At 65.1% G+C, this 25,140-nt stretch carries 21 protein-coding genes; 11 read left to right on the top strand and 10 right to left on the bottom strand.

What is annotated here, in order from left to right; translation table 11 throughout:
* Positions 1 to 186: 186 nt before the first annotated feature.
* The 8 genes from EPB08_RS18545 (at position 187) to pilH (ending at position 10,549) form a co-directional block, all read left to right on the top strand.
* Entirely contained in the window at positions 187 to 1,380 is a 1,194-nt protein-coding gene (locus EPB08_RS18545; protein ID WP_130620567.1) for a cupin domain-containing protein, read from the top strand.
* Entirely contained in the window at positions 1,377 to 2,327 is a 951-nt protein-coding gene (locus EPB08_RS18540) for a GNAT family N-acetyltransferase (protein ID WP_130620566.1), read from the top strand. The genes EPB08_RS18545 and EPB08_RS18540 overlap by 4 nt, the downstream gene beginning before the upstream one ends.
* 249 nt (positions 2,328 to 2,576) lie before the next feature.
* On the top strand, positions 2,577 to 5,423 hold the full coding sequence (locus tag EPB08_RS18535; RefSeq protein ID WP_130620565.1) for a 2-oxoglutarate dehydrogenase E1 component: 2,847 nt from the start codon (positions 2,577 to 2,579) through the stop codon (positions 5,421 to 5,423).
* Between the two features lie 83 nt (positions 5,424 to 5,506).
* A complete protein-coding gene (gene odhB, locus EPB08_RS18530; protein WP_130620564.1) occupies positions 5,507 to 6,715 on the top strand; it encodes a 2-oxoglutarate dehydrogenase complex dihydrolipoyllysine-residue succinyltransferase in 1,209 nt (402 codons plus the stop codon).
* 128 nt (positions 6,716 to 6,843) lie between these two features.
* Positions 6,844 to 8,268, top strand: coding sequence for a dihydrolipoyl dehydrogenase (gene lpdA, locus EPB08_RS18525; RefSeq protein ID WP_130620563.1), 1,425 nt, complete (start codon positions 6,844 to 6,846; stop codon positions 8,266 to 8,268).
* A 204-nt stretch (positions 8,269 to 8,472) separates the two neighbouring features.
* Positions 8,473 to 9,069, top strand: a complete 597-nt coding sequence (locus EPB08_RS18520) for an LOG family protein (RefSeq protein WP_130620562.1) — start codon at positions 8,473 to 8,475, stop codon at positions 9,067 to 9,069.
* 38 nt (positions 9,070 to 9,107) lie between these two features.
* Complete coding sequence (locus tag EPB08_RS18515; protein ID WP_130620561.1) at positions 9,108 to 10,115, top strand: oxidoreductase; 1,008 nt, start codon at positions 9,108 to 9,110, stop codon at positions 10,113 to 10,115.
* 68 nt (positions 10,116 to 10,183) lie between these two features.
* Complete coding sequence (gene pilH / locus EPB08_RS18510; RefSeq protein WP_038616934.1) at positions 10,184 to 10,549, top strand: twitching motility response regulator PilH; 366 nt, start codon at positions 10,184 to 10,186, stop codon at positions 10,547 to 10,549.
* A 72-nt stretch (positions 10,550 to 10,621) separates the two neighbouring features.
* Here pilH and EPB08_RS18505 read toward each other — a convergent pair whose 3' ends face one another.
* On the bottom strand, positions 10,622 to 11,524 hold the full coding sequence (locus EPB08_RS18505) for a DnaJ C-terminal domain-containing protein (RefSeq protein WP_130620560.1): 903 nt from the start codon (positions 11,522 to 11,524) through the stop codon (positions 10,622 to 10,624).
* A 232-nt stretch (positions 11,525 to 11,756) separates the two neighbouring features.
* On the opposite strand from EPB08_RS18505, the gene EPB08_RS18500 reads away from it, so the two are divergent.
* The 3 genes from EPB08_RS18500 to EPB08_RS18490 all read left to right on the top strand — a co-directional run bounded on the left by EPB08_RS18500 (position 11,757) and on the right by EPB08_RS18490 (position 14,795).
* On the top strand, positions 11,757 to 12,236 hold the full coding sequence (locus tag EPB08_RS18500; RefSeq protein ID WP_130620559.1) for a peroxiredoxin: 480 nt from the start codon (positions 11,757 to 11,759) through the stop codon (positions 12,234 to 12,236).
* A 71-nt stretch (positions 12,237 to 12,307) separates the two neighbouring features.
* Entirely contained in the window at positions 12,308 to 12,688 is a 381-nt protein-coding gene (locus tag EPB08_RS18495) for a DUF427 domain-containing protein (RefSeq protein WP_130620558.1), read from the top strand.
* A gap of 106 nt (positions 12,689 to 12,794) precedes the next feature.
* Positions 12,795 to 14,795 (top strand): amidohydrolase family protein, encoded by a 2,001-nt coding sequence (locus EPB08_RS18490; RefSeq protein ID WP_130620557.1) that lies wholly within the window; start codon positions 12,795 to 12,797, stop codon positions 14,793 to 14,795.
* A 60-nt stretch (positions 14,796 to 14,855) separates the two neighbouring features.
* Here EPB08_RS18490 and gyrA read toward each other — a convergent pair whose 3' ends face one another.
* The 9 genes from gyrA to truB all read right to left on the bottom strand — a co-directional run bounded on the left by gyrA (position 14,856) and on the right by truB (position 25,116).
* Positions 14,856 to 17,471, bottom strand: coding sequence for a DNA gyrase subunit A (gene gyrA / locus EPB08_RS18485; protein ID WP_130620556.1), 2,616 nt, complete (start codon positions 17,469 to 17,471; stop codon positions 14,856 to 14,858).
* Positions 17,472 to 17,608: 137 nt separating this feature from the next.
* Positions 17,609 to 18,019 (bottom strand): GtrA family protein, encoded by a 411-nt coding sequence (locus tag EPB08_RS18480; RefSeq protein WP_130620555.1) that lies wholly within the window; start codon positions 18,017 to 18,019, stop codon positions 17,609 to 17,611.
* A complete protein-coding gene (mtnA, locus tag EPB08_RS18475; protein WP_130620554.1) occupies positions 18,019 to 19,029 on the bottom strand; it encodes an S-methyl-5-thioribose-1-phosphate isomerase in 1,011 nt (336 codons plus the stop codon). The genes EPB08_RS18480 and mtnA overlap by 1 nt, the downstream gene beginning before the upstream one ends.
* A 57-nt stretch (positions 19,030 to 19,086) precedes the next feature.
* Entirely contained in the window at positions 19,087 to 19,272 is a 186-nt protein-coding gene (locus EPB08_RS18470; protein ID WP_130620553.1) for a PspC domain-containing protein, read from the bottom strand.
* A gap of 26 nt (positions 19,273 to 19,298) precedes the next feature.
* Positions 19,299 to 20,366, bottom strand: a complete 1,068-nt coding sequence (gene phaC / locus EPB08_RS18465) for a class III poly(R)-hydroxyalkanoic acid synthase subunit PhaC (RefSeq protein ID WP_130620552.1) — start codon at positions 20,364 to 20,366, stop codon at positions 19,299 to 19,301.
* Positions 20,367 to 20,375: 9 nt separating this feature from the next.
* Positions 20,376 to 21,416, bottom strand: a complete 1,041-nt coding sequence (locus tag EPB08_RS18460; RefSeq protein WP_130620551.1) for a poly(R)-hydroxyalkanoic acid synthase subunit PhaE — start codon at positions 21,414 to 21,416, stop codon at positions 20,376 to 20,378.
* 217 nt (positions 21,417 to 21,633) lie between these two features.
* On the bottom strand, positions 21,634 to 23,739 hold the full coding sequence (pnp, locus tag EPB08_RS18455; RefSeq protein ID WP_130620550.1) for a polyribonucleotide nucleotidyltransferase: 2,106 nt from the start codon (positions 23,737 to 23,739) through the stop codon (positions 21,634 to 21,636).
* Positions 23,740 to 23,759: 20 nt separating this feature from the next.
* Positions 23,760 to 24,029, bottom strand: coding sequence for a 30S ribosomal protein S15 (gene rpsO, locus EPB08_RS18450; protein ID WP_130620549.1), 270 nt, complete (start codon positions 24,027 to 24,029; stop codon positions 23,760 to 23,762).
* 139 nt (positions 24,030 to 24,168) lie between these two features.
* Complete coding sequence (gene truB, locus EPB08_RS18445) at positions 24,169 to 25,116, bottom strand: tRNA pseudouridine(55) synthase TruB (RefSeq protein ID WP_130620548.1); 948 nt, start codon at positions 25,114 to 25,116, stop codon at positions 24,169 to 24,171.
* Positions 25,117 to 25,140: the final 24 nt, after the last annotated feature.

Raw genomic sequence — 25,140 nt, 5'->3', positions numbered from 1 at the left:
CTGGCCACCCAAAGTAGTCATCGCGTTTTGTCATGTGAAAGGACGTGTTGGCATATGCACATGTCCTCGGGCTTATTTCCCGGGAGATCAGCCACGCCAGGCGCCGGCCTGCCGCCCGGGCCGCCTTCCTTCACGCACTGACCACGATCAACCGGACATCGAGCCGGGTTGGCTTAGAATGGCCCGATGACTACACCACTCCCCCTCCCCATCGAAGTCCGCGGCTCCGCCAAGCAGCCCCTGGGCATGAGCCCGGCGCAGTTCCTGCGCGACTACTGGCAGAAGCACCCCCTGCTGATCCGCCAAGCCTTCCCCGGTTTCGAGCCGCCGATCCAGCCGGACGACCTGGCCGGCCTGGCGCTGGAAGAAACCGCCCTGTCGCGCCTGATCATCCATGACGAGGCCCGCGACCGCTGGAAGATCAAGTCCGGCCCGCTGACCGAGAAGGACTTCGCCAGCACGCCCGACCGCAACTGGACCCTGCTGGTGCAGGACGTCGACAAGTGGGACGCCGACGTGGCCGCCCTGCTCGAGCAGTTCAGCTTCCTGCCAAGCTGGCGCCTGGACGACATCATGATTTCCTACGCGGAGCCGGGTGGCGGCGTGGGCGCGCACGTGGACCAGTACGACGTGTTCCTGTTGCAGGGCATCGGCCAGCGCCACTGGGCCATCAGCACCGACCCCGCCGCGCCCAAGGATTTCCGCCCGGACGTGGAACTGAAGCAGCTCGCCCACTTCGAACCCACCCACGAGTGGTTGCTCGAGCCGGGCGACATGCTCTACCTGCCGCCGGACGTACCGCACGACGGCGTGGCCTTCGGCGGTCCCTGCATGACCATCTCGGTGGGCATGCGCGCCCCGTCCCGGGCCGAGCTGACCGGCGACCTGGCGGACTACCTCGCCGAACGCCTGCCCGACGAACTGCGCTACGCCGACCCCGACCTGGCCCCGGTCAAGGCCGTCGGCGAGATCGATCGCGCGGCGCTGGCCCGCCTCCGTCTGGCCCTGCCCTTCGCGGCCGGACTGGACGACGCCCCCCTCACCGACTGGTTCGGGCGTTTCATCACCCGCTATCGCAATGCCCAGATGCCGGTGCCGCCGGAGAAGGAGCTGACCGAGGCCGCCCTGCGCAAGCAACTGGACGCCGGTGCCTCGCTGCTACGCCATCCCTGGGCACGCATGGCGTGGGCACGCGGCAAGCGCGGCGCCACGCTGTTCGTCAACGGCCACGCCTACCCCGCCTCGGTGGAGTCGGCCCTGCAGCTTTGCAGCGAGCGGGAACTCACCCCCGGCAAGAACTTGTCGGCGGCCGAAGCCGGCCTGTTGCTGGCCCTGGTCAATGATGGCCACCTGGTCGTGCGCAAGGGCCGCCGGAAGTGAAATTGCAGGACTTCCATGTCGAGCACGCCGACTGGGCGCGCGCGGGTGACCGCGACGCGCTGCGGGCGATCCGGCTGGAAGTCTTCGTGGGGGAGCAGTCGGTCCCCGAGTCGCTCGAATGGGACGACCTCGACCCGCTGTCCTTCCACCTGCTGGCCCGCAGCGAAGGGGGCGAGCCGATCGGCTGCGCCCGCCTGACGCCCCACGGGAAGATCGGTCGGGTGGCCGTGCGCCAGCCCTGGCGAGGCCAGGGCGTGGGACTGGGTCTGCTGCGCTCGATGGTGGCCCGGGCGCGCGCCCAGGGCCGGGCGGACGTCGCGCTGGATGCCCAGGTCGCGGCAGTGACCTTCTATGAGCGCGAGGGTTTCGTCGCGCACGGCGACACCTTCGAGGATGCCGGCATCCTCCATCGGGCCATGCGACTGGCACTGGATGACGATGACGCCCCGGCCACTGCGGATCGTGATGCCGGCCGGCTTCCCGCCGGAAGCCGTAGCGAGATCGCGGCCAGCCGGCTGCAGCTCCTCACCGAGGCGAGGTACCGGCTCTCCATCTACCAGCCCGCACTCGACACCGACCTCTATGCCAGCCTCGGAGAAATGGCCGAACTCCGGCGCATCGCCACCTCGGGGCGCGGTGCGGAGATCCGCATCCTGCTGCACGATCCGGAGGCGGCACTGCGCGACAGCCACCGCCTGGTCGCCCTGGCCCAGCGCCTGCCGAGCGTGCTGCACATCCGAACGCCGCTGGAAGAGGTCGACCTGACCTACGCCTCCGCTTACCTGCTGACCGACCAGGGCGGCTACCTGTTCCAGCCCGATGCGAGGCGAGCGGACGCCCGCGCCGCACGTAGCGACCGGGCCGCCCAGGCGCCTCTGGCGCAACACTTCAATGAAGTCTGGGAGCGTTCGGCGCCCGCACGGGCCCTGCAGCCGCTCGATCTCTAGCCGTTCGCTGAACGGCGCGGCGCCCATCGCCCGACGAGCCAACGCGCGTTATTCACCGTGAAAACCGCGGTCTACGACGATGGTCGGTACCCTCGGGGTCGAAATATCGATCACCAACCCCATTTCAGGTGAGCTTCTTGGGTTGCCGCGTCGCAGCACCCCAAGGCTATAATTAACGGGATTTTTCCCAGCCAACTGGCCCTCCCCGGCCGGAACCGCTGCAAGCCTCCCTTCCTCACCGGTGGTGACGTGAGCACTAATCTGATCCGCGAGTTTTTCGAATCCTCCCAACTCGCCGGCGGCAACGCCGATTACGTTGAACAGCTCTATGAATCCTGGTTGGCGGACCCTTCGTCGGTCGACGCCACCTGGAGCAAATACTTCGAGACTTTCAAAGGCCGCGAGTCGGGGGACGTGCCCCACTCTGCGGCCATTGCGCGTATAGAGGCTGCACAAAAGCAGCGTCGCAACGGCGTCGCCGTGGCCGCAGGCCCGGTGGACGACGCCCACGCCCGCAAGCAAGCCGGCGTACTGCGCATCCTTACCGCCTACCGTTCGCGCGGCCACCTGGCCGCCAACCTGGATCCGCTGGGCCTGGCCGAAAAGCTGCCGGCGCCGGATCTGGAGCCCGCTTTCCACGGCCTCTCCGACGCCGACCTGGATACCGAGTTCGACTGCGGCAACTTCGCCGGTGGCGGCCAGCGCATGAAGCTGCGCGACCTGCTGGCTCGACTGAAGAAGGTGTACACCAACACCCTCGGCGTCGAGTTCATGCACATCAGCAACCATGAGCAGCGCAACTGGCTCTACACGCGCATGGAGCAGGCCAACGGCAGCGCCGGCCTCGACGCTGTGGGCAAGAAGCGCATCCTCGCCGAGCTGACCGCGGCCGAAGGCCTCGAGCGCTACCTGCACACCAAGTACGTGGGCCAGAAGCGCTTCTCGCTGGAAGGCGGCGACAGCCTGATCCCGATGGTGGACGACGTGGTCCGCGCCGCGGGCGACAACGGCATCAAGGAAGTCGTGATCGGCATGGCCCACCGTGGCCGCCTCAACATGCTGGTCAACATCCTGGGCAAGCCGCCGCGCACCCTGTTCAACGAGTTCGAAGGCAAGTGGGACCACCCGGATGACCCGGCCCACTCCGGCGACGTGAAGTACCACATGGGCTTCTCCGCCGACGTCAAGACGCCGAATGGAGGCACCCACGTCGCGCTGGCGTTCAACCCGTCGCACCTGGAAATCGTCAACCCGGTGGTGGCCGGTTCGGTGCATTCGCGCCAGATCCGTCGCCGCGACACCGAGCGCAAGCAGTCGATGGCCGTCATCGTGCACGGCGACTCGGCGCTGGCCGGCCAGGGCGTGAACATGGAATTGTTCAACATGTCCCAGGCCCGCGGGTTCAAGATCGGCGGCAGCCTGCACATCGTGGTGAACAACCAGGTGGGCTTCACCACCTCCAACCCGCAGGACACCCGCTCCACGCTGTACTGCACCGACATCGCCAAGATGGTGAATGCGCCGGTGTTCCACGTGAACGGCGACGACCCGGAAGCGGTGATCCAGGCCACCCGCCTTGCCTATGACTTCCGCAAGGAGTTCCGCAAGGACGTGGTGATCGACTTGGTGTGCTACCGCCGCCACGGCCACAACGAGGCCGACGAGCCGTCCGCCACGCAGCCGGTGATGTACCAGATCATCCGCAAGCGCCCGACCACCCGCGACCTGTATGCGCAGGAGCTGGTCAAGCAGGGCGTGATCGCCGACGGCGACGGCCAGAAGATGTTCGAGGACTACCGCAGCCGCCTCGAGGCGGGCGAGCCGATGACCGAACTGACCACGGCCCTTATCAAGGACATCGAGGTCGACTGGGACAAGTTCATCGGCGGCAAGCTGTCCACCGAGACCAATACCGGTTATTCGAAGCAGCGCCTGGTCGAACTGGCCAACCAGATCCTGGTCGTGCCCAAGGACATGACGCTGCAGTCGCGCGTGGCCAAGATCTACGAAGACCGCGCCAAGATGGCCGCCGGCGAGCAGGCGGGCGACTGGGGCTTCGCCGAGAACCTGGCCTACGCCACGCTCATCGACGAAAACTACAACCTGCGCCTGGTCGGCCAGGACGTGGGCCGCGGTACGTTCTTCCATCGTCATGCCGTGCTGCATGACCAGAAGACCGGCTATACCTATATGCCGCTGGCCGACGTGCGCTCCGGCGCCGACGTCGAAGTCATCGACTCGCTGCTCAGCGAAGAAGCGGTCATGGCGTTCGAATACGGCAGCGCCACCACCGACCCGTTCACCCTGCATATCTGGGAAGGCCAGTTCGGCGACTTCGCCAATGGCGCCCAGGTGGTGATCGACCAGTTCATCAGCTCGGGCGAATCCAAGTGGAACCGCCTGTGCGGCCTGGCGCTGTTCCTGCCCCACGGCTACGAAGGCCAGGGCCCGGAGCACTCCTCCGCCCGCCTCGAGCGCTTCCTGCAGCTGTGCGCGCTGGACAACATGCAGGTCTGCGTGCCGACCACGCCGGCCCAGGCGTTCCACATGATCCGCCGCCAGATGGTCCGTCCGACCCGCAAGCCGCTGATCGTGATGACGCCCAAGTCGCTGCTGCGCCACAAGCTGGCCGTGTCGACGCTGGACGAGCTGGCCACCGGCAGCTTCCAGCTGGTAATCCCGGAGCATCGCGACCTGGCCGCCAAGAAGGTCAAGCGCGTGGTGCTGTGCTCGGGCAAGGTCTACTACGACCTGCTGGAAGATGCGGAGAAGCGTGGCGCCAACGACGTGGCCATCGTGCGCGTCGAGCAGCTGTATCCGTTCCCGCGTCCGCAGGTCACCGCGGAGCTCGAGAAGTACAGCGGCGCGAAGGAAGTCATCTGGTGTCAGGAAGAACCGATGAACCAGGGCGCCTGGTTCCAGATCCGCCATCACCTGCAGGCCTGCATCAGCAGCAAGCAGAGCCTGTCCTACGCTGGCCGCGCACGTTCGCCGGCCCCGGCGGCGGGTCACCTCAATACCCACGTCGCTGAGCAGGCGGCACTCGTCGAGCAGGCACTGGTCGCGCCGATCGGCACCGACCACTCGGCCGAATAAAGACATCCTGAAAAGTGCGGCCACGGATGGCCGCTTTTTGACTTTAGCGTCCAGGGATGGATGCACTAACTCAAGGAACATTTATGTCCATCGAAGTCAAAGTCCCCGTCCTGCCCGAATCCGTCTCCGACGCCACCATCGCCACCTGGCACAAGAAGGCCGGCGAAGCGGTCAAGCGCGACGAGAACCTGGTCGACCTCGAAACCGACAAGGTCGTGCTGGAAGTGCCCTCCCCGGTGGACGGCGTGCTGAAGGAAATCAAGTTCCAGTCCGGTGACACCGTGACCAGCCAGCAGGTCATCGCGGTGATCGAGGAAGGCGCTGCCGCCGCTGCCCCGGCCCCGGCTGCTGCCCCCGCCGCGGCTCCGGCTCCGGCCGCTGCTGCCCCGGCCGCTCCGGCTGCCGCCAAGGCTGGCAACGCCGACCTGTCGCCGGCCGGCCTGCGCGTGGCCACCGAGCAGAACATCGACGCATCGCAGGTTGCCGGCACCGGCCGCGACGGCCGCGTGACCAAGGAAGACCTGGTCAATTACGGCAAGGGTGGCGCTCCCGCCGCTGCCGCTGCACCGGCTGCCAAGCCGACCCCGGGCGCCCGTCCGGAAGAGCGCGTGCCGATGACCCGCATGCGCGCCCGCATCGCCGAGCGCCTGATGCAGTCGAAGAACTCTATCGCCATGCTCACCTCGTTCAACGAAGTGAACCTGGCCGAAGTGGTGAAGATGCGCAAGGCGCTGGGCGAGTCGTTCGAGAAGACCAACGGCGTGAAGCTTGGCTTCATGAGCTTCTTCGTCAAGGCCGCCGCCGAAGCGCTGAAGCGTCACCCGATCGTCAACGCTTCGGTCGATGGCAACGACGTCATCTATCACGGCTACCAGGACATCTCCATCGCCGTGTCCACCGACAAGGGCCTGGTGACGCCGGTGCTGCGCGACGTGCAGGACATGGGCTTCGCCGATGTCGAGAAGGGCATCCTCAACTACGCCAAGAAGGCGCGTGACGGCAAGCTGGGCCTGGACGACCTGCAGGGCGGCACCTTCACCATCACCAACGGCGGCACCTTCGGTTCGCTGCTGTCGACCCCGATCGTGAACCCGCCGCAGAGCGCCATCCTGGGCATGCACACCATCAAGGAGCGTCCCATCGTCGAGAACGGCCAGGTGATCGCCGCCCCGATGATGTACCTGGCGCTGTCCTACGACCATCGCATCATCGACGGCAAGGACGCGGTGCTGTTCCTGGTCGACATCAAGAACCAGCTGGAAAACCCGCAGCGCATGCTTCTTGGTCTCTGACCAAGAAGCAAAATCAGGCACGAAGCTCTGGCGGTGAGCGTAGATATTGCATCCACGCTCGCCGCACACATATCCCGCTTTACCTGTGACGCGCCCTCCCCAGGCATGTCACTCAGCAAGGAAAAACCATGAGCGAAAAATTCGACGTCATCGTCATCGGTGCAGGCCCTGCCGGCTATGTGGCCGCGATCCGCGCCGCGCAGCTGGGCCTGAAGACCGCCTGCGTGGACGCCTTCGTCGGCAAGGACGGCAAGCAGGCCCTCGGCGGCACCTGCCTCAACGTGGGCTGCATCCCGTCCAAGGCACTGCTGGATTCGTCCAAGCAGTACTACAACATCGCCCACAACCTGCCGGTCCACGGCATCACGGTGGAAGGCGCCAAGGTCGACCTGGGCACCTTCATCGGCCGCAAGGACAAGATCGTCAAGCAGTTCACCGGCGGCATCGGCCAGCTGTTCAAGGCCAACAAGGTCACTGCGTTCTTCGGCAAGGGCAAGCTGCTGAAAGGCAATGAAGTCGAAATCACCGGCAACGACGGCGCCAAGCAGACCATCAGCGCCACCAACGTGATCCTCGCTTCCGGTTCGGTGCCGATCGAGCTGCCGTTCGCCAAGTTCGACAACAAGTTCATCGTCGACAACGCCGGCGCCCTGGACTTCACCGAAGTGCCGAAGCGCCTGGGCGTGATCGGCGCTGGTGTGATCGGCCTGGAGCTGGGCAGCGTGTGGAAGCGCCTGGGTTCGGACGTGACCGTGCTCGAAGCGCTGCCGGACTTCCTCAGCGTCGCCGACGCGGACATCGCCAAGATCGCCGCCAAGGAATTCGCCAAGATGGGCTTGAACATCAAGCTCGGCGCCAAGCTGACCAAGGCCGAAGTGAAGGGCAACGAAGTCGCCCTCACCTATGAAGACAAGGACGGCGCACACGACCTGGTGGTCGACAAGCTGCTGGTCGCCGTGGGCCGTCGCGCCTACTCCGACGGCCTGCTGGCCGACGACACCGGCGTGAAGCTGGACGAGCGCGGCCGCATCGTGGTCGACGAGCACAACCACACCGGCGTGAACGGCGTGTGGGCCATCGGCGACGCCGTGCGCGGCCCGATGCTGGCGCACAAGGGTTCCGAGGAAGGCGTGGCCGTGGCCGAGTGGATCGCCGGCAAGGCGGGCCACATCAACCTCGACACCGTGCCGTGGGTGATCTACACCGAGCCGGAAATCGCCTGGGCAGGCAAGACCGAGAAGCAGCTGAAGGAAGAAGGCGTCCCCTACAAGGTCGGCACCTTCCCGTTCGCCGCCATCGGCCGCGCCGTGGCCATGAACGAGGCCATCGGCCAGGTGAAGATGCTCGCCCACGCCGAGACGGATCGCATCCTGGGCGTGCACATGGTCGGCCCGGGCGTGTCCGAGCTGATCGCCGAGTGCGTCGTCGCGATGGAGTTCAAGGGCTCCTCCGAAGACCTCGCCCGCATCGTCCACGCGCACCCGACGCTGTCGGAAGCCGTGCATGAGGCGGCGCTGTCGGTCGACAAGCGCGCGATCCACAAGGGCAACTAAGCCCTGCTGCAAGGCCACTTCGGCCCGCTCGTGGCAACATGAGCGGGCCGTTTGCTTTTCATGGCATAGATCGAGGTATAGCTTTTACCTCACCGTCATTCCGGCGAAAGCCGGAATCCAGTGACTCACGCATTTCGAAGCCGAAGGCGCTGGATTCCGGCTTTCGCCGGAATGACGACCACTTCCTTCTGCGTACTGACACACATGTCCCAACCCACCGCCCTTTGCGTCTACTGCGGCTCCAGCAGCGGCAAGCACCCCGAATATCTCGAACAGGCCCGCGCCTTCGGCGCCGAAATGGCCCGGCGTGGCATCGCCCTGGTCTACGGCGGCGGCAAGGTGGGCCTGATGGGCACGGTGGCCGACGCCGTGCTGGCCGGCGGCGGCAAGGTCATCGGCGTGATCCCGCGCCAGCTGGTCGAGCGCGAAGTGGCGCACACCGGCCTCACCGAACTGGTGGTGGTCGACACCATGCACCAGCGCAAGACGCGCATGTTCGAGCTGTCCGATGCCTTCGTCGCCCTGCCCGGCGGCTTCGGCACCATGGATGAGATGTTCGAGATGCTCACCTGGGCCCAGCTGGGCCTGCACCGTTATCCCTGCGCCTTCCTCAATGTGCGCGGTTACTACAACGCGCTGCGCGGAATGGTCGACCATATGGTCGACGAAGGTTTCATTACGCCGGGACAACACGAAAGTGTATGGTTTGGTGACGACATGACCACGCTGTTCGACTGGATGCCCACCTATCGCGGCGAGCGCGCCTCGCGCCTGATCGACAAGCGCATCGTCGACGCCTGACCAACACGCTGCACGGCACGCTGCAAAAGGAATCCCCCATGAGTTCCCCCTCCGCCTTTCGCGCCTTCCGCATCCACAACGACGACACCGGCTACCGCGGCGGCATCGAGACGATCAACGCCGATGCCTTGAGCCCCGGCGAAGTGCTGGTGCAGGTCGCCTACTCCTCGGTCAACTACAAGGACGCGCTTGCCGGCACCGGCAAGGGCAAGATTCTTCGCCAGTACCCGCTCAATGGCGGCATCGACGCGGCCGGCACCGTGGTCGCCTCGACCGATCCCGCATTCAAGGAGGGCGATGCCGTGCTGTGCACGGGCAGCGGGCTTTCCGAAGTGCGCGACGGTGGCTACGGTGAGTACATCCGTCTTCCGTCCGCGTGGGCTATTCCGCTGCCCAAGGGCCTGAGCCTGCGCGAGAGCATGATCATCGGTACGGCCGGCTTTACCGCCGCACTGGCACTGCTGCGGATGGAAGACAACCGGCAGGTGCCGGCGCTCGGCCCGCTCGCCGTTACCGGTGCCACCGGTGGCGTGGGCATGCTGGCCATCGACATCTTCACCCGCGCCGGCTACGCCGTGCACGCCATCAGCGGGAAAAGCACGCACTTCGATTTCCTGCGCGATCTCGGTGCTGCCGAATGCATCGATCGTCACCAGCTGGCTTTCAGCGGCAAGCCGATGGACTCGGCACGCTTCGGCGGCGCGCTGGACAACGTCGGCGGCAGCATGCTGGCCGGCCTGCTGCCGCTGATCGCGCCCTACGGCAACGTCGCCATCTGCGGCAATGCCGGTGGCATCGGCTTCGAAAGTACCGTGATGCCGTTCATCATCCGTGGCGCCAGCCTGCTGGGCATCGCGTCGGCGGGTACGGCCCGGGACATCCGCGACCGCGTGTGGCAGCGTCTCGCCACCGACTGGAAGCCGCAGCACCTGGAGCGCATTGCCACCCGCGAAGTGACGCTGGAGCAGTTGCCGGGTATTTTCGACCACATGCTCGCAGGCGAGTCATTCGGGCGTACTCTGGTACGCGTGGGCGCCGCCGCCTGACCGCCCCGCTTGGAAGCGCGGCGACAGCGCCTTAGAATCAAACGAAACAACAAGGGGAACCCCACCTTATGGCACGCATCCTGATCGTCGACGACTCGCCGTCGCAGCTGTTGGGCATCAAGCGTATCGTCGAAAAGCTCGGGCATGAGGCCCTCACCGCGGAAGATGGCGCGGCGGGCGTGGAAGCGGCCAGGCGTGAACGTCCCGACCTGATTCTGATGGACGTGGTGATGCCGAACCTCAACGGTTTCCAGGCTACCCGCACCATCAGCAAGGACCCGGACACCTCGCACATCCCGGTCGTGCTGGTCACCACCAAGGATCAGGAAACCGACAAGGTGTGGGGCCTGCGCCAGGGTGCCAAGGCTTACGTCACCAAGCCGATCAAGGAAGAGGAACTGGTGACCACGCTCAAGGAACTGCTGCCGGCCTGACGGCTGCGGCATGCTCCACAAGAAAACGGCGCCTCGTGGCGCCGTTTTTTCATTTGGCCTTCCGTACGGCCATCAGTGGCGAGGATCGTATCCCTCGAACTGCTCGCGCAACGCCTCATAGGCCTTGCGTTGCTCGTCACTCTCCGCCGCGGGAACGCGGATCGACAGTTCCACCAGCTGGTCGCCCGGATGCGCTCCCGGCAGGCCACGCCCCTTGAGCCGGAGCTTGCGTCCGGACTGCGAGCCCGCGGGAATGCGCAGATCCACCGTGCCCGCCAGCGTCGGCACCGGCACCGTAGCGCCCAGCGCGGCTTCCCATGGCGTGATCGGCAGCACATGCAGCACGTTGCGACCGTCCAGCTTGAAACGGGCATCGTCGCGAATGCCGACCTCGAGCAGCAGGTCGCCGTTGCCGGCACCACCGCTTCCCGCATGCCCCTGCCCGGCCAGGCGAATCACCTGCCCCGGCTGGATGCCCGCGGGAATCTTCACTTCCAGCACTCGCTCGCCGCCATGGCCATCCTGCAGGGCCAGCCGCGTGCGACCACCATCGAAGGCCGTCTGCAGGTCGATCTGCACGTGTGCATGCACGTCACCGCCGCGTCGTGCGCGAGGCGCAGCACGAGGGCCGGCACCACCGCCACGCCCGAACAGGCTTTCGAAGAAGTCGCTGAAATCACCGCCGCCTTCGCCACCGAAATCGAAACCGTGGCTCTGCCCCCAGCCCGGCGGCGGACGGAACTGCTCACCGCCGCGATAGCCACCGGCGCGCAACTCGTCGTAGGCGCGGCGCTTCTCGGTGTCGCGAAGCACTTCGTTCGCTTCGTTGATCGACTTGAATTTCTCTTCCGCGCCGGCGTCCTTGTTCCGGTCCGGATGGTATTTCTTGGCCAGCTTGCGATAAGCCGCCTTGATGTCGGCCTCGCTGGCCTCGGGCTTGACGCCCAGGATGTCGTAATAATCTTTGAATTCCACTACCGCTCCCCGGCGATCGTTCCGCCCTAACCAGCATGCGGGAAATATCGCTTCCCCGCCGACCGACCGGCAAGGCCGAACTCGCCTGACTCGTCTGGGTGATGCATGGCGTCGAACGCCACCCTCTCTATGGTGGTTGAGATGGGTGCTAAAACGGCGTGATTCAAGGCGACAACCCACCCTTCCTGGCGCTAGCATCCGCCTCCTCTTCCCTAGCCAAGGCAGCCCCCTCATGAGCATCCAGATCGGCCAGACCGTGCCCGATGTCGAGATCCGCGCCATCGGCGAGAGCATCGAGCAGACCCACACCGGCTCCCTCTTCGCCGGCCGCAAGGTGGTGATGTTCGCCGTGCCCGGCGCCTTCACGCCTACCTGTTCCAACCGCCACCTGCCGGGCTATGTCCAGCACTACGCCGAATTTCAGGCGCGTGGCATCGAAGTGATGTGCCTCGCGGTCAACGACGCCTACGTGATGCAGGCCTGGGCGGCCTCCCAGAACGTGCCGCACGGACTGCTGATGCTGGCCGACGGCAATGGCAGCTTCACCCGCGCACTGGGCCTGGAGCTGGACGGCAGCGGCTATGGCATGGGTCTTCGTTCCCGCCGTTTCGCGCTGTATGCGGAAGATGGCGTGGTGAAGGTGCTGCAGGTCGAAGCGCCGGGCGAGTTCCGCGTCTCCGCGGCCGAAGCGATGCTGGAAGCCACGGCCTGAGATCCACCGCCTGCACGCGGACTGATCACGGAGGGGAGTAGCCTCGCATCTCCCTCTTCCGGACTGATGCCATGAACAGCCGAGTGCAGCGGATACCGGGCCCCGATCATCCGATCGAGGTCAGGCCTGATTCCTCCCACATCGTCGTTCGCGTCGGCGGGCGTGTCGTGGCCGATACACGATCCGCGCTCTCGCTGAGCGAAGCGTCCTACCCGCCGGTGCACTACATCCCGCGCAAGGACGTCGACATGTCGCTGCTCGAACGCACCGACCACCAGACCTACTGCCCGTACAAGGGCGACTGTTCGTACTACAGCATTCCGCTGGGTGGGCAGCGTTCGGCAAACGCCGTGTGGACGTACGAGCACCCCTACGACGCGGTGTCACCGATCAAGGACTACCTGGCGTTCTATCCCACCCGCGTGGACGAGTTCAGCGTCTCTCCCGGCTGACGAAGCACACGGCACGCGCACTGGCGCTCCCGAATCCGGCCGGGTAACGTCGCGGCGTCCCGGCCGCTGTCGAGACGCCACTGATACCCCGCGCAAGGAGCCGTCCATGAAGCTGGAGTGTGCAAGTGCGTTCGTCGTCGCAGCAGCCCTCGCCTTCGCTTCATCAAGCCTCCATGCACAGGCATCCCAGCCGAACGAACAAGGCAGCTTCGTGCTGCACAAGTTCGCGCGTGCGATCGGCAAGGAAACCTATACGCTCCAGCGCAAGGACGGGCAGTTACTGCTCGAGTCGGATTTTCTTTTCACCGATCGCGGCACGCCGGTACCTCTCAAGACCACCTACCGCGCAACGGATGACGCACATCCGCTGTCGCTGAGCACCCGCGGCCAGTCCTCGCGCTCCAGCGATCTGAACGATGACTTCTCGATCGACGCGTCGCGCACGCAGGTATCGCTGCTGCGCGATGGCAAGAAGACACAGTATCCCGCCACCGGGCACACCTTCCTGATGGACGGCTATTCGCCCGTCGCCATGCAGCAGATGTTGATGCGGTATTGGCTGTCGCAAGGACGACCGGAGCGTATTGCGGCACCGCCGGGCAACGACATTCGCATCCAGCCCACCGCCGAGCTTCACGTGAAAGCGGCAGGCCACGACGTCACCCTGCACGGTTATCAGGTGTCGGGGCTCGCCTGGGGAAGCGAAGCGCTTTGGATGGACGACAACAACCAGTTGGTGGCCCTGGTCACGCGCGACGCCGAGTTCGATCACTTCGAGGCCGTGCGCGAAGACTACGAACCGGAACTGGCGACCTTCATGCAGCACGCCGCGATCGACGGGCTGACCTCTCTGGCCCAGCTCGCAGCGAAAGGCCGCCAGCCCGTCGTCAAACGCTTGGCCGTTACACATGCCACGCTGATCGATGGCACCGGCGCGCCGGCACAGGGCGACGTAACGGTGTTCATGGACGATGGACACATCAGCCGCATCGCCTCAGCGAAGGAGCAGGTGGCGACTCAAGGCTACGAAGTGATCAATGGCAGCGGCAAGTTCCTCATCCCCGGCCTGTGGGACATGCATGCCCACTACGAGCAGGTCGAATGGGGACCCGTGTATCTCGCCTCGGGCATCACCACCGTGCGCGATTGCGGCAACATTTTCGATTTCATCACTGCGGTGCGCGACGCGATCGACCAGGGGCGCGGCATCGGCCCCCGCATCCTGATCGCAGGCGTCATCGATGGCACCGGCCCGATCACGTTGGGTGCGGTCGTCGCCGACACGCCTGAGCAGGCCAAGGCCTGGGTCAAGCGCTACAAGGACGTCGGCGCACGACAGATCAAGATCTACGGCAGCATGAAGCCCGAACTGGTACCGGTAATCACCGCGGAAGCACACCGCGTGGGCATGACCGTGACCGGCCATGTCCCCGAAGGCATGACCACCGAGCAGGCCGTCAAAGACGGTTACGACGGCATCAACCACATTCATTACGTGGCGCGCGACCTGCTGCATATGGAACGCAACAAGCCGCTTCCGCCGCTGGACTTCACCACGCCGGATGCGACACGCCAGCTGGCGCTGTTCCGCGAACATCACACCGTCTTCGACGACACCATCGCGCTGTTCGAAGCAGAGATGCATCCGGAATCCACGCCATTGAGCGCCATCGAGCCGGGCATCACGCACGTGGCGCCCGAGCTTGCCGCCGCGCTCGACAGCCCGGGCGTCAAGCCGGACCGCGCCAAGCGCTACGACTATCTGCTCGCCACGTTGCGCGAATTGCACCGCCAGGGCCTGACCATCGTTGCCGGCACAGACCAGTCCATTCCCGGCTATTCGCTGCACCGGGAATTGGAGATCTACGTCCAGGCGGGATTCACGCCGATGGAAGCGCTGATGGCGGCGACCAGCGTACCCGCGCGCGTGATGGGGCTCGACGGCGAAGTCGGCACGCTGACCGTCGGCAAGCGCGCCGACATGGTGCTGCTCGACGGCGATCCGCTGGCCGACATCCACAACACGCGCCGTGTCGCCAAGACCATCGAAGCAGGTGCTGTCTATGATCCAGCGCCACTATGGCAATCGGTCGGCTTCAAGCCTTGATGGGATAGAAAAAGAAAACCCCGGCATGGCCGGGGTTTTCTTTTTTACATCGCGCTGGGATCACTCGGCGTCGGTGGGAACGTCATCACCGGCAGCAGGCAGATCACCTTCGGTCACGTCGGGGGCTGCACCCTCTTCGCCTTCACCGCTCTCGACTTCCGCATCGAGACGAACCACGCTGACCAGCTTCTCGTCCGCCGGCAGGCGAATGAGCGTCACGCCCTGGGTATTGCGGCTGAGCTGCGAGACTTCCGCCACGCGGGTACGCACCAGCGTGCCCTGATCGGAGATCAGCATCATCTCGTGCGCCTCGGTGGCCTGCGTTGCGGCCACCAGCGCGCCATTGCGCTCGGAGCACTGGATGCCGATCACGCCCTGCGTGCCGCGTCCCTTCTTCGGGAACTCGTCGAGCATGGTGCGCTTGCCGTAGCCACGTTCGGTAGCGGTGAGGATGTCGCCCTCGGCCGCCACGATCAGCGACACCACTTCGGCATCGTCGGCCAGCTTCATGCCACGCACGCCGGTCGCGGTACGACCCATCGAACGCACTTCCGACTCGTCGAAGCGCACCGTCTTGCCGTTGGAGGCGAACAGCAGCACGTCGCTGTTGCCGTCGGTCAGCGCCACGTTGACCAGCGCATCGCCCTCGTCGAGGTTGATGGCGATCTTGCCCTTCTGCAGCTGGAACGCGAACTCGGTCAGCGGCGTCTTCTTCACCGTGCCCTGCTTGGTGGCGAAGAACACGAAGCGGTCTTCCGCGTACTCGCGCACCGGCAGCACGGCCTGCACCTTCTCGCCCTCGCCCAGCGGCAACAGGTTCACCATCGGCTTGCCACGCGCGTTCGGGCCCGACTCCGGCATCTGGTACACGTTGAGCCAGTACACGCGGCCGGTGCTGGTGAAGGTGAGCAGCGTGTCGTGGGTGTTCACCACCCACAGCTGCTCGACGAAATCCTCGTCCTTCAGCGCCGAGGCCGACCGGCCCTTGCCGCCGCGACGCTGTGCGCGATACGTGCTTGCCGGCTGGCGCTTCACGTAACCGGTGTGCGACAGCGTGACGACCACGTCTTCCGGGGCGATCAGGTCGAGGACGTTGAGGTCTTCCTGCGAATGCTGGATCTCGGTGCGGCGCTTGTCGCCGAACTCTTCCTTGATGGCTTCGAGTTCGCCGCGGATCACCGCGAGCAGGCGGGCCGGATCTTCGAGGATCTCGATCAGGCCACGAATCGTCTCGAGCACCTGGCGGTATTCGTCGGAAAGCTTTTCCTGCTCCAGGCCGGTGAGGCGATGCAGGCGCATGGCCAGGATTTCCTGGGCCTGCACTTCGGAAAGCTGGTAGCCCTCGGCCTTGAGGCCATCGCGCGGGTCCATGTCTTCGGGACGCGACGCTTCGGCGCCGGCGGCCTCGAGCAACGTGGCCACCATGCCCGGCTGCCACTTGCGCGCCAGCATGCGCTCGCGCGCTTCCTGCGGCGACGCCGAGGTGCGGATCAGCTCGATCATCTCGTCGATGTTGGCGAGCGCGACCGTGAGACCTTCCAGGATATGCGCGCGGGCACGGGCCTTGCGCAGTTCGAAGATGGTACGGCGCGTCACCACTTCACGACGGTGACGGATGAACGCCTCGAGGATGTCCTTGAGGTTCAGCAGGCGCGGCTGGCCGTCCAGCAGGGCGACCATGTTGATGCCGAACGTCACCTGCAGCTGCGTCTGCTGGAACAGGTTGTTGAGCACCACGTCGGCCATCGCATCGCGACGGATCTCGATCACCACGCGCATGCCGTCCTTGTCGGACTCGTCGCGCAGCTCGCTGATGCCCTCGATCTTCTTTTCCTTGACCAGCTCGGCGATCTTCTCGATCAGGCGGGCCTTGTTCACCTGGTACGGCAGCTCGTGGACAAGGATCGTCTCGCGACCGTTCGACTCGGTTTCGATCTCGGTGCGAGCACGCACCAGGATGCGACCGCGACCGGTGCGATAAGCCTCGATGATGCCCGAGGAGCCGTTGATGATGCCGGCGGTCGGGAAGTCCGGGCCGGGGATGAACTGCATCAGGTCATCGATCGACAGCGACGGATCGTCGATCAGGCCGATCGTCGCGGAGACGACTTCAGTGAGGTTGTGCGGCGGCACGTTGGTGGCCATACCCACCGCGATACCGGCCGAACCGTTCACCAGCAGGTTGGGCACGCGCGTCGGCAGGACCAGCGGTTCCTGCTCGCTTTCGTCGTAGTTGGGACCGAAGTCGACGGTGTCCTTGTCGATGTCGGCCAGCAGCTCCTGCGTGAGGCGCGACATGCGCACCTCGGTGTATCGCATGGCTGCGGCGTTGTCGCCGTCGACCGAACCGAAGTTACCCTGGCCATCGACCAGCATGTAACGCAGCGAGAACGGCTGGGCCATGCGCACGATCGCGTCGTAGACCGATGCGTCGCCGTGCGGGTGGTATTTACCGATGACGTCACCGACCACGCGGGCCGATTTCTTGTAGGGCTTGTTCCAGGCGTTGCCCAGTTCGTTCATGGCGAACAGGACGCGGCGGTGCACAGGCTTGAGGCCGTCGCGGACATCCGGGAGGGCGCGTCCCACGATCACGCTCATGGCGTAATCGAGGTAGCTCTGGCGCATCTCGTCTTCGATGTTGACGCGGATGACTTCTTTGGCGAGTTCTGCCATCAATCGGCTTCCCTGAGGATGAAAAGGGTCGCGGCGCACGCACCCTCCGTGCGTGGGCGAGCGACCTGGAAACAACCTATGGAGTGTAACACGTTTGACGCCAAATTCACAGTATTTTTTCTTTGTGAATCAATGGCTTAAACGGAAGTTTTGGCTCGCTTGAAAAGCACGCCGCGGGCTGTCGAAAAATTAACCAGCGCCGCGGCCGCGGAGCTTGCCGCGACAGCCACGGCAGGCCAGCGATGCAGCCATGGATAGAACATCAGAATCACGGCGTAGGCGGCGTAATTGACCACTGCCCCTACGCTCATCAGTGCAATCCACTGCAGCCATTCGGCACGCAGCGAGCGCCCGCTATGGCGGTGCGCGAAGGTATAGCGACGGTTCCACAGCCAGGTGGCCGTCGCCGCCGAAAGGAAGGACACCACACGCGCCAGGTAGGGGTTCCAGTGCCCCCAGCTCACCAGCGCCTGCACCACACCGGCGTCGACCACCAGGCCAATGGCGCCGCCGACGCCGAACAGCAGGAACTGTCGGCGCACCCCCATCAGCCGAACAGCGCCTGCATGGCCAGGGTGGTCGGGTGTTCGATCACGCCACGCTCGGTGACGATGGCATCGATGAGCGACGCCGGCGTGACGTCGAACACCGGGTTCCAGGCCTGCGCGCCGTCCACGACGGTACGGCGGCCGGCCACGGCCAGCAGTTCGGCCGGGTCGCGCAATTCGATCTCGATGTCTTCGCCCGACGCCGTAGCCATGTCCACCGTGGACGACGGTGCGACGACCATGAACTTCACGCCATGGTGGCGCGCGGCGATGGCCAGCTGGTAGGTGCCGATCTTGTTGGCGGTGTCGCCGTTGGCGGCGATGCGGTCCGCACCCACGATCACCCACTGCACCTCGCCCAAGCGCATCAGGTGCGCGGCGGCCGAATCGGCGATGAGCTTGGCTGGCACGCCATCGCGCACCAGCTCCCACATGGTAAGGCGCGCGCCCTGCTGCCACGGCCGCGTCTCGCCGGCATACACACGTTCGACGCGACCGCTGGCCACGCCAGCACGGATCACGCCCAGCGCCGTACCAAAGCCTGCGGTGGCGAGCGAACCGGTATTGCAGTGCGTGAGCACGCCCGAAAGCGGCGCGATCAGCGAGGCGCCCAATTCGCCCATGTGGCGATTGGCGGCCAGGTCTTCGTCCTGGATCAGCTGCGCTTCGCGCTCGAGAGCCTCGGCATTGGCACCGGCGGCAATGCGCGCCTTCATGCGATCCAGTGCCCACATCAGGTTCACCGCCGTGGGACGCGCGGCACGCAACATGGCCAGTGCAGCATCCAGCGGCTCACCCTGCTTCGCAGCCAGTACCACGCCCCACGCCGCGGCGATGCCGATGGCGGGCGCGCCACGCACGGCCAGGTCCTTGATGGCCTGGGTCACTTGGGCCGCGTCCGTGCAGTCGATCCAGCGCTCTTCCTGCGGAAGCAGACGCTGGTCGAGCAGGCGCAGGTGATCGCCTTGCCATTGCACGGCGCGAATGCGGTCGAAACGGTCGTAATCCATAAACGGTCTTGCCAATCGAAATAAACGGAATGCGGGCAGCATGCCCGCCGCGGGGAATCAGGCGCCTTCGGGCATCAGCAGCCACAACACCAGGTAGGCGACGATGCCCGAGCCACCCATGAAGGTGAGCACCACCCACAGGATGCGGACCAGGGTCGGGTCCCAGCCCAGGTATTCGGCGATGCCGCCGCAGACGCCGGCGAGCTTCCTGTCAGAGAGTGAACGGTGCAGACGCTTTTCCATGAGCGAACTCTTCCTGGGGCCAGCGCTCAGTTTCGCGTACTGAGCCACTGGTGGATAGCCGGGGGCACCTCGCGCTGGGCACGACCGGAGACATAGATGCCGATGTGCCCACCCTTGAAGGCGAGCTGGGTGTAATCGGTGGTGCCTACATGGCGCCCAAGGACGCGCGAAGCATCGGGCGGCACCAGGTGGTCCTGCTCGGCGAAGATGTTGAGCACCGGCTGGGTGATCATGCCCAGATCGACCGGCTTGCCGCCGATCACCAGGTCGCCCTTGATCAGCTTGTTCTGCTGGTAGAACTCCTTGATGAACTCGCGGAACGCTTCGCCTGCCTGGTCCGGCGAATCGAAGATCCAGCGCTCCATGCGCAGAAAGTTCTGCAACTCCTTCGGGTTGTCGAGGATGTCGACCAGGCTCACGTACTTCTGCTGGTTGAGGCGCACCGGCTTGAGCGTGAGGTACACCCAGTTGAGCAGTTCGGCCGGAATGTTGCCCATGGTGTCGACGAACAGGTCGACATCCAGCTCGCGCGTCCAGTTCGAGAGCATGTTGTCCGGTGTCTGGAAGTCCACCGGCGTCACCATGGTGATCAGGTTCTTCACCTTGTCGCCGTGGGTGGCCGTGTAGCACAGCGAGAACGTGCCGCCCTGGCAGATGCCGAGCAGGTTGATCGCATCGACGCCCGCGGCCTTGCACACCGCATCGACGCAGCGATCGAGATAACCGTTGATGTAGTCATCCAGCGTCAGCCAACGGTCGGCGCCATCCGGATAACCCCAGTCGATCAGGTAGACGTCTTCGCCCTGCTCAAGCAGGTTGCGCACCATCGAGCGATCGTCCTGCAGGTCGGTCATCCACACCGTGTTGACCAACGCATAGACGATCAGCGTCGGCGTCCTAGTGGTGGGCTTGCCCTGCCCCTTCATGTGCCACACCGTGAGCTTGTCCTCGCGGTAGATGGCTACGCGCGGCGTGTTGGCGTATTCCGGCTCCAGCTGGTGCCGGAGATTGCCCAGGCCGGCGGCCAGCTTGCGCTGGAAGGCGGCGATCTCGCCCGTCAACGCGGCCGGATCGAGGCGTAGCGGTGGAAACATGGATGCTCCTTACTTGCGCGTGCGCGTGGTGCCGCGCGCGACAGTCTTGCGGGCGCCCACCGTGGCGGCCGGCTTGGCACGGCGCACGACGGCATCTTTTTCGGGCTCGCGCTTGCTGCTGCGCGAGGCCGGTCGCTTCGCTTCCCCGGCCTTGCCGGCCAGCTGGCGCTTGAGCGCAGCCACTTCCGCACGCAGCGTCGCCAGTTCGTCGGACTCGCGGGAAACACCCTGCCCGCGCACCTCGCGCCGCAACTCTTGCAGGCGCTTGCCCAGCGCCGATACCTCGCTGCGCGTCGGCATGCCCAGTTCGCGGCACATCGCTTCGAGCTGTTGCTGCTGCAGCTGGCGCAGGCGCCCCTGCGCATTCACCATTTCGCCGTAGACGTGGCGAAACTCCTCGGACAGGGCGATCTGCGCGTAAGCCTCTTCGGCACCGTCCACCCACAGGTCGTACAGCGCCTTGAGCGATTCGATCTGGCGCGTCGAGTCGGTGAAGTCGGCCAGCTTGGCCTGCAGGCGCTCGAAACCTTCGGTGTTCGCGCGCTGGATCAAGGCCTGGTACTTGCTCGACCAGTCCAGGTACTCCTGCATGGCCGCCGCGATTTCCTGCTGCTGCAGCTGGCGCTCGCGGGTGAAGCCGAACGCCGCCATGTGCTCCACATCGAAGCGCATGCCGGACTGGCTGGACTGCAACCAGGACTGCCACAGCTGGCCGAAGCTGCGCGCCGCTTCGCTGTCGATGGACGCGAAGGCATGCGCGAACGGTTGGCCGCCCAGGCTGGAAAACAGGTTCTGCAGCGATTGCTGCCAATCGGTGGACCCTTGGCCCAGGCCGCTGCCTACCGCGCCCTGCAACCACTCGTTGTAGCCCTTGAGCGCGGCCATACTGCGTGCCAGCAGGTCATCGCCTGCACCGGCATGGGAAGAGGCCGCCTGCGCGCAGGGCGCCGCCGAGGCTGTTTGCTGTTGCAGATAACGGGTCCAGGTGTCCCAGGACTGCTGTGCCAGCGCCTGGTAATCCTTCAAGAAATCGCTTGCCTGGTCGGCCATGCCCACATCCTCATCGCACTGCCGGCATCGTAGCAAATGCACCTCAGGGCGAACGCAAAAACGCTATTAGTTCCAGCGCCAGATCCGACATCCCTCAGGCGCGTCATCTGCGTGAAACCCGGGATGGCGACGCAGGGGCCAAATCACAAACCCCGACCCCGAAAAACAAAAGCCCGGCATAAGCCGGGCTTTTGTCGCTTGCTGCAGTGCAGAAGACTTAGGCGTTGGCGCCTTCGTCCTCGGCCACGGCCTTCATGGACAGGCGGATACGGCCCTGCTTGTCCACTTCCAGCACCTTGACCTTGACGATATCGCCTTCCTTCAGCTTGTCGGAGACCTTCTCCACGCGCTCGCTGGAAATCTGCGAGACGTGCACCAGGCCGTCCTTGCCCGGCATGATGGTCACGAACGCGCCGAAGTCCATCAGCTTGGCGACCTTGCCTTCGTAGATGCGGCCCGGCTCGACGTCGGAGACGATCTGCTCGATGCGCGCCTTGGCGGCATTGGCGGCTTCACGATTGACCGAAGCGATGATGACGGTGCCGTCGTCGCTGATGTCGATCGTGGTGCCCGTCTCCTCGGTGATGGAGCGGATGGTCGCGCCACCCTTGCCGATCACTTCGCGGATCTTGTCCGGGTGGATCTTGATGGTGAGCAGGCGCGGGGCGAACTCGCTCATCTCGGTGCGCGCGGTGCTGATCACCTTGGCCATTTCGCCGAGGATGTGCAGACGGCCACGCTTGGCCTGTTCCAGCGCCACCTTCATGATCTCTTCGGTGATGCCGTCGATCTTGATGTCCATCTGCAGCGCGGAGATGCCATCGGCACTACCGGCCACCTTGAAGTCCATGTCGCCGAGGTGATCTTCGTCACCCAGGATGTCGGACAGCACGACGAAGTCGTTGCCTTCCTTCACCAGGCCCATGGCGATACCGGCCACCGGAGCCTTCAGCGGCACGCCGGCGTCCATCATGGCGAGCGAGGAACCGCACACCGAAGCCATCGACGAGGAACCGTTGGACTCGGTGATTTCCGAGACCACGCGGACCACGTACGGGAACTCTTCGATGGTCGGCTTGACGGCCTGCACGCCGCGCTTGGCGAGACGGCCGTGGCCGATTTCGCGACGCTTCGGCGCGCCGAAGCGACCAGCTTCACCCACCGAGAACGGCGGGAAGTTGTAATGGAACAGGAACGGATCCTTCGATTCGCCTTCCGGCGCGTCGATGATCTGCGCATCACGCGTGGTGCCCAGCGTGGTGACGACCAGCGCCTGGGTTTCGCCGCGGGTGAACAGCGCCGAACCATGGGTGCGCGGCAGCACGCCGACGCGGATCGAGATCGCGCGGACATCGTCCAGGTTGCGACCGTCGATGCGGACCTTGGTCTTCAGCACGCCGTCGCGCATGGTGCGGTATTCGAGCTCGGCGAATTCCTTCGACAGCTCAGCCTTGTCCCAGCCCTTGGCTTCCACATCGGCAGCCAGCGAGGCGAGCACGTCGCTCTTGATGGCCGAGATGGCATCGCGGCGCTGCAGCTTGTCACGCACCTGGAAGGCGGTTTCCAGCTGGTTGCCGACGGCACCCGTGAGGGCGGCGACGAGCGCTTCGTTGCGGGCCGGAGCCTGCCAGGCCATGGACGGACGGGCGGCTTCGGTGGCCAGCTCGGCGATGGCGCGGATGGCCACCTGCATCTGCTGGTGACCGAACACCACGGCGCCCAGCATGACCTCTTCCGACAGCAGCTTGGCTTCGGATTCGACCATCAGCACGGCGTTGGAAGTACCGGCGACGACCAGGTCCAGATCCGAGGTCTTCAGCTCGGTGGCGGTCGGGTTCAGCAGGTACTTGCCATTGGCATAACCGACACGGGCAGCGCCGATCGGACCCTTGAACGGGATGCCGGCGAGGCTCAGCGCGGCGGAGGCGCCCAGCATGGCCGGGATGTCACCGTCGATTTCCGGGTTCAGCGACACGACCTGTGCGATGACCTGCACTTCGTTCTTGAACTCTTCCGGGAACAGCGGGCGCACCGGACGATCGATCAGACGCGAGGTCAGCGTCTCCTTCTCGGTCGGGCGGCCTTCGCGCTTGAAGAAGCCACCGGGGATGCGACCGGCCGAGTAGAACTTCTCGACGTAGTCGACGGTGAGCGGGAAGAAGTCCTGACCTTCCTTCGCCTTGGCATTGGCCACCACGGTGACCAGCACGACGGTGCCGCCCATGCTGACCATGACGGCACCGGAAGCCTGGCGGGCGATTTCGCCCGTCTCCAGTGTGACTTCGTGATTACCGAACTGGAATGACTTGGTTACTTTCGCCACTTTATTTGTCCTAGTGAGGATTAGCGACGGAGGCCGAGGCGCTCGATGAGGCCCTGGTAACGAGCCAGGTCACGATCCTTCAGGTAGCTCAGCAGGCGCTTGCGCTGGTTGACCAGCTTCAGCAGGCCGCGGCGGGAATGGTGATCCTGCTTGTGAGCCTTGAAGTGATCGGTGAGGTGGTCGATGCGGGCCGACAGCAGGGCGACCTGCACTTCCGGCGAACCCGTGTCGTTCGGCACGCGGCCGAAGTCAGCGATGATCTTGCCGGTCTGTTCTGCGGTAAGGGACATGATTAGCTCTTCCTAAAAAAACGGGTGCGAAGCTTGCGCAACGTCACGTGATGACGTTGCGCAAGCTTCGCCTAGATGAATGAAAATACTGAAACAAGCTCCGTATTGTAGCGAGCGGAGCCCAATGACAACAAGACCGTCATGGACATTCGGCATTCTGCCCGGTCGGCGGCAGGTTGAAGCCCCGCACAATGCGCAGTTTTCCGTCCACGGCGTCGCCCAGGATCAGCAAGCGGCCATCCTCGCCGAACACCGCGTGCTGCCCCGACAGCGCCGGATCGACCGGAATCTGCTGCCCCTGTGAGACAGCCAGGGTGCGCTCGGCATCCAGCCTCAACTCGGGCAGCCCCTCCAGGCCTGCCGACACCGGCAGCAGCAACGCCAGCAAGGCGTCATCACCCTGCCCGGCCGCCGCCTGCAGCTGCTCGACCGTGACCATGGCGGGCTCCCTGAACGGGTCCACCCAGAGGCGACGGAGCGCCGTCAGGTGGGCCCCGCAACCCAGGTCCTCTCCCAAGTCGACTGCCAGGCTGCGCACGTAAGTGCCCGAACCGCATTCGACGTACAGGGTGAGACTGTCCTCCGAGCGACTGACCAGCTCCAGCCGATAGACGTCCACCTCACGCGAGGGCACGTCCACAGCCTCGCCGCGCCGTGCCTTGACGTAGAGCGGCTCGCCGTCGAGCTTGATGGCCGAATACACGGGTGGCACCTGGGTAATGCGCCCGCGCAGCTTGGCCAGGGCGGCCTCGATGGCCGCTTCGGCAAGTTCAGGCACCGGCCGAACCTGGACCACCTCGCCTTCGAGATCGGCGGTGCTGGTGGTGGCGCCGAGCTTGCACTCGGCCAGATAGGCCTTGCGGGAACCCAGCAGCATGCCGGCGAGCTTGGTGGCCTCGCCGAAGCACAGAGGCAGCAGGCCGGTGGCCAGCGGGTCGAGCGCGCCGGTATGGCCGCCCTTCTCCGCGCGAAAAATACCTTTGCGAACCACCTGCAGGGCTTCGTTCGAACTCAAGCCCAAGGGCTTGTCCAGCAGGACGATGCCGTGCAGGTCGCGAAAACGGATGTGGCTTTTCTTCTTGCTCATGAGGTCATGCGGCCCCGCCGCCCT

Source organism: Dyella amyloliquefaciens (genome assembly GCF_004296575.1).
Taxonomy (GTDB): Bacteria; Pseudomonadota; Gammaproteobacteria; order Xanthomonadales; family Rhodanobacteraceae; genus Dyella; species Dyella amyloliquefaciens.
This window is presented reverse-complemented; position numbering and strand designations above follow the sequence as displayed.

Bases quoted from the DNA above. Each gene is read 5' to 3' on its own strand.
- EPB08_RS18545 (WP_130620567.1), top strand. From the start codon at position 187: ATGACTACACCACTCCCCCTCCCCATCGAAGTCCGCGGCTCCGCCAAG.
- odhB (WP_130620564.1), top strand. From the start codon at position 5,507: ATGTCCATCGAAGTCAAAGTCCCCGTCCTGCCCGAATCCGTCTCCGAC.
- lpdA (WP_130620563.1), top strand. From the start codon at position 6,844: ATGAGCGAAAAATTCGACGTCATCGTCATCGGTGCAGGCCCTGCCGGC.
- EPB08_RS18520 (WP_130620562.1), top strand. From the start codon at position 8,473: ATGTCCCAACCCACCGCCCTTTGCGTCTACTGCGGCTCCAGCAGCGGC.
- EPB08_RS18515 (WP_130620561.1), top strand. From the start codon at position 9,108: ATGAGTTCCCCCTCCGCCTTTCGCGCCTTCCGCATCCACAACGACGAC.
- pilH (WP_038616934.1), top strand. From the start codon at position 10,184: ATGGCACGCATCCTGATCGTCGACGACTCGCCGTCGCAGCTGTTGGGC.
- EPB08_RS18500 (WP_130620559.1), top strand. From the start codon at position 11,757: ATGAGCATCCAGATCGGCCAGACCGTGCCCGATGTCGAGATCCGCGCC.
- EPB08_RS18495 (WP_130620558.1), top strand. From the start codon at position 12,308: ATGAACAGCCGAGTGCAGCGGATACCGGGCCCCGATCATCCGATCGAG.
- EPB08_RS18490 (WP_130620557.1), top strand. From the start codon at position 12,795: ATGAAGCTGGAGTGTGCAAGTGCGTTCGTCGTCGCAGCAGCCCTCGCC.
- gyrA (WP_130620556.1), bottom strand. From the start codon at position 17,471: ATGGCAGAACTCGCCAAAGAAGTCATCCGCGTCAACATCGAAGACGAG.
- EPB08_RS18480 (WP_130620555.1), bottom strand. From the start codon at position 18,019: ATGGGGGTGCGCCGACAGTTCCTGCTGTTCGGCGTCGGCGGCGCCATT.
- mtnA (WP_130620554.1), bottom strand. From the start codon at position 19,029: ATGGATTACGACCGTTTCGACCGCATTCGCGCCGTGCAATGGCAAGGC.
- EPB08_RS18470 (WP_130620553.1), bottom strand. From the start codon at position 19,272: ATGGAAAAGCGTCTGCACCGTTCACTCTCTGACAGGAAGCTCGCCGGC.
- phaC (WP_130620552.1), bottom strand. From the start codon at position 20,366: ATGTTTCCACCGCTACGCCTCGATCCGGCCGCGTTGACGGGCGAGATC.
- EPB08_RS18460 (WP_130620551.1), bottom strand. From the start codon at position 21,416: ATGGCCGACCAGGCAAGCGATTTCTTGAAGGATTACCAGGCGCTGGCA.
- rpsO (WP_130620549.1), bottom strand. From the start codon at position 24,029: ATGTCCCTTACCGCAGAACAGACCGGCAAGATCATCGCTGACTTCGGC.
- truB (WP_130620548.1), bottom strand. From the start codon at position 25,116: ATGAGCAAGAAGAAAAGCCACATCCGTTTTCGCGACCTGCACGGCATC.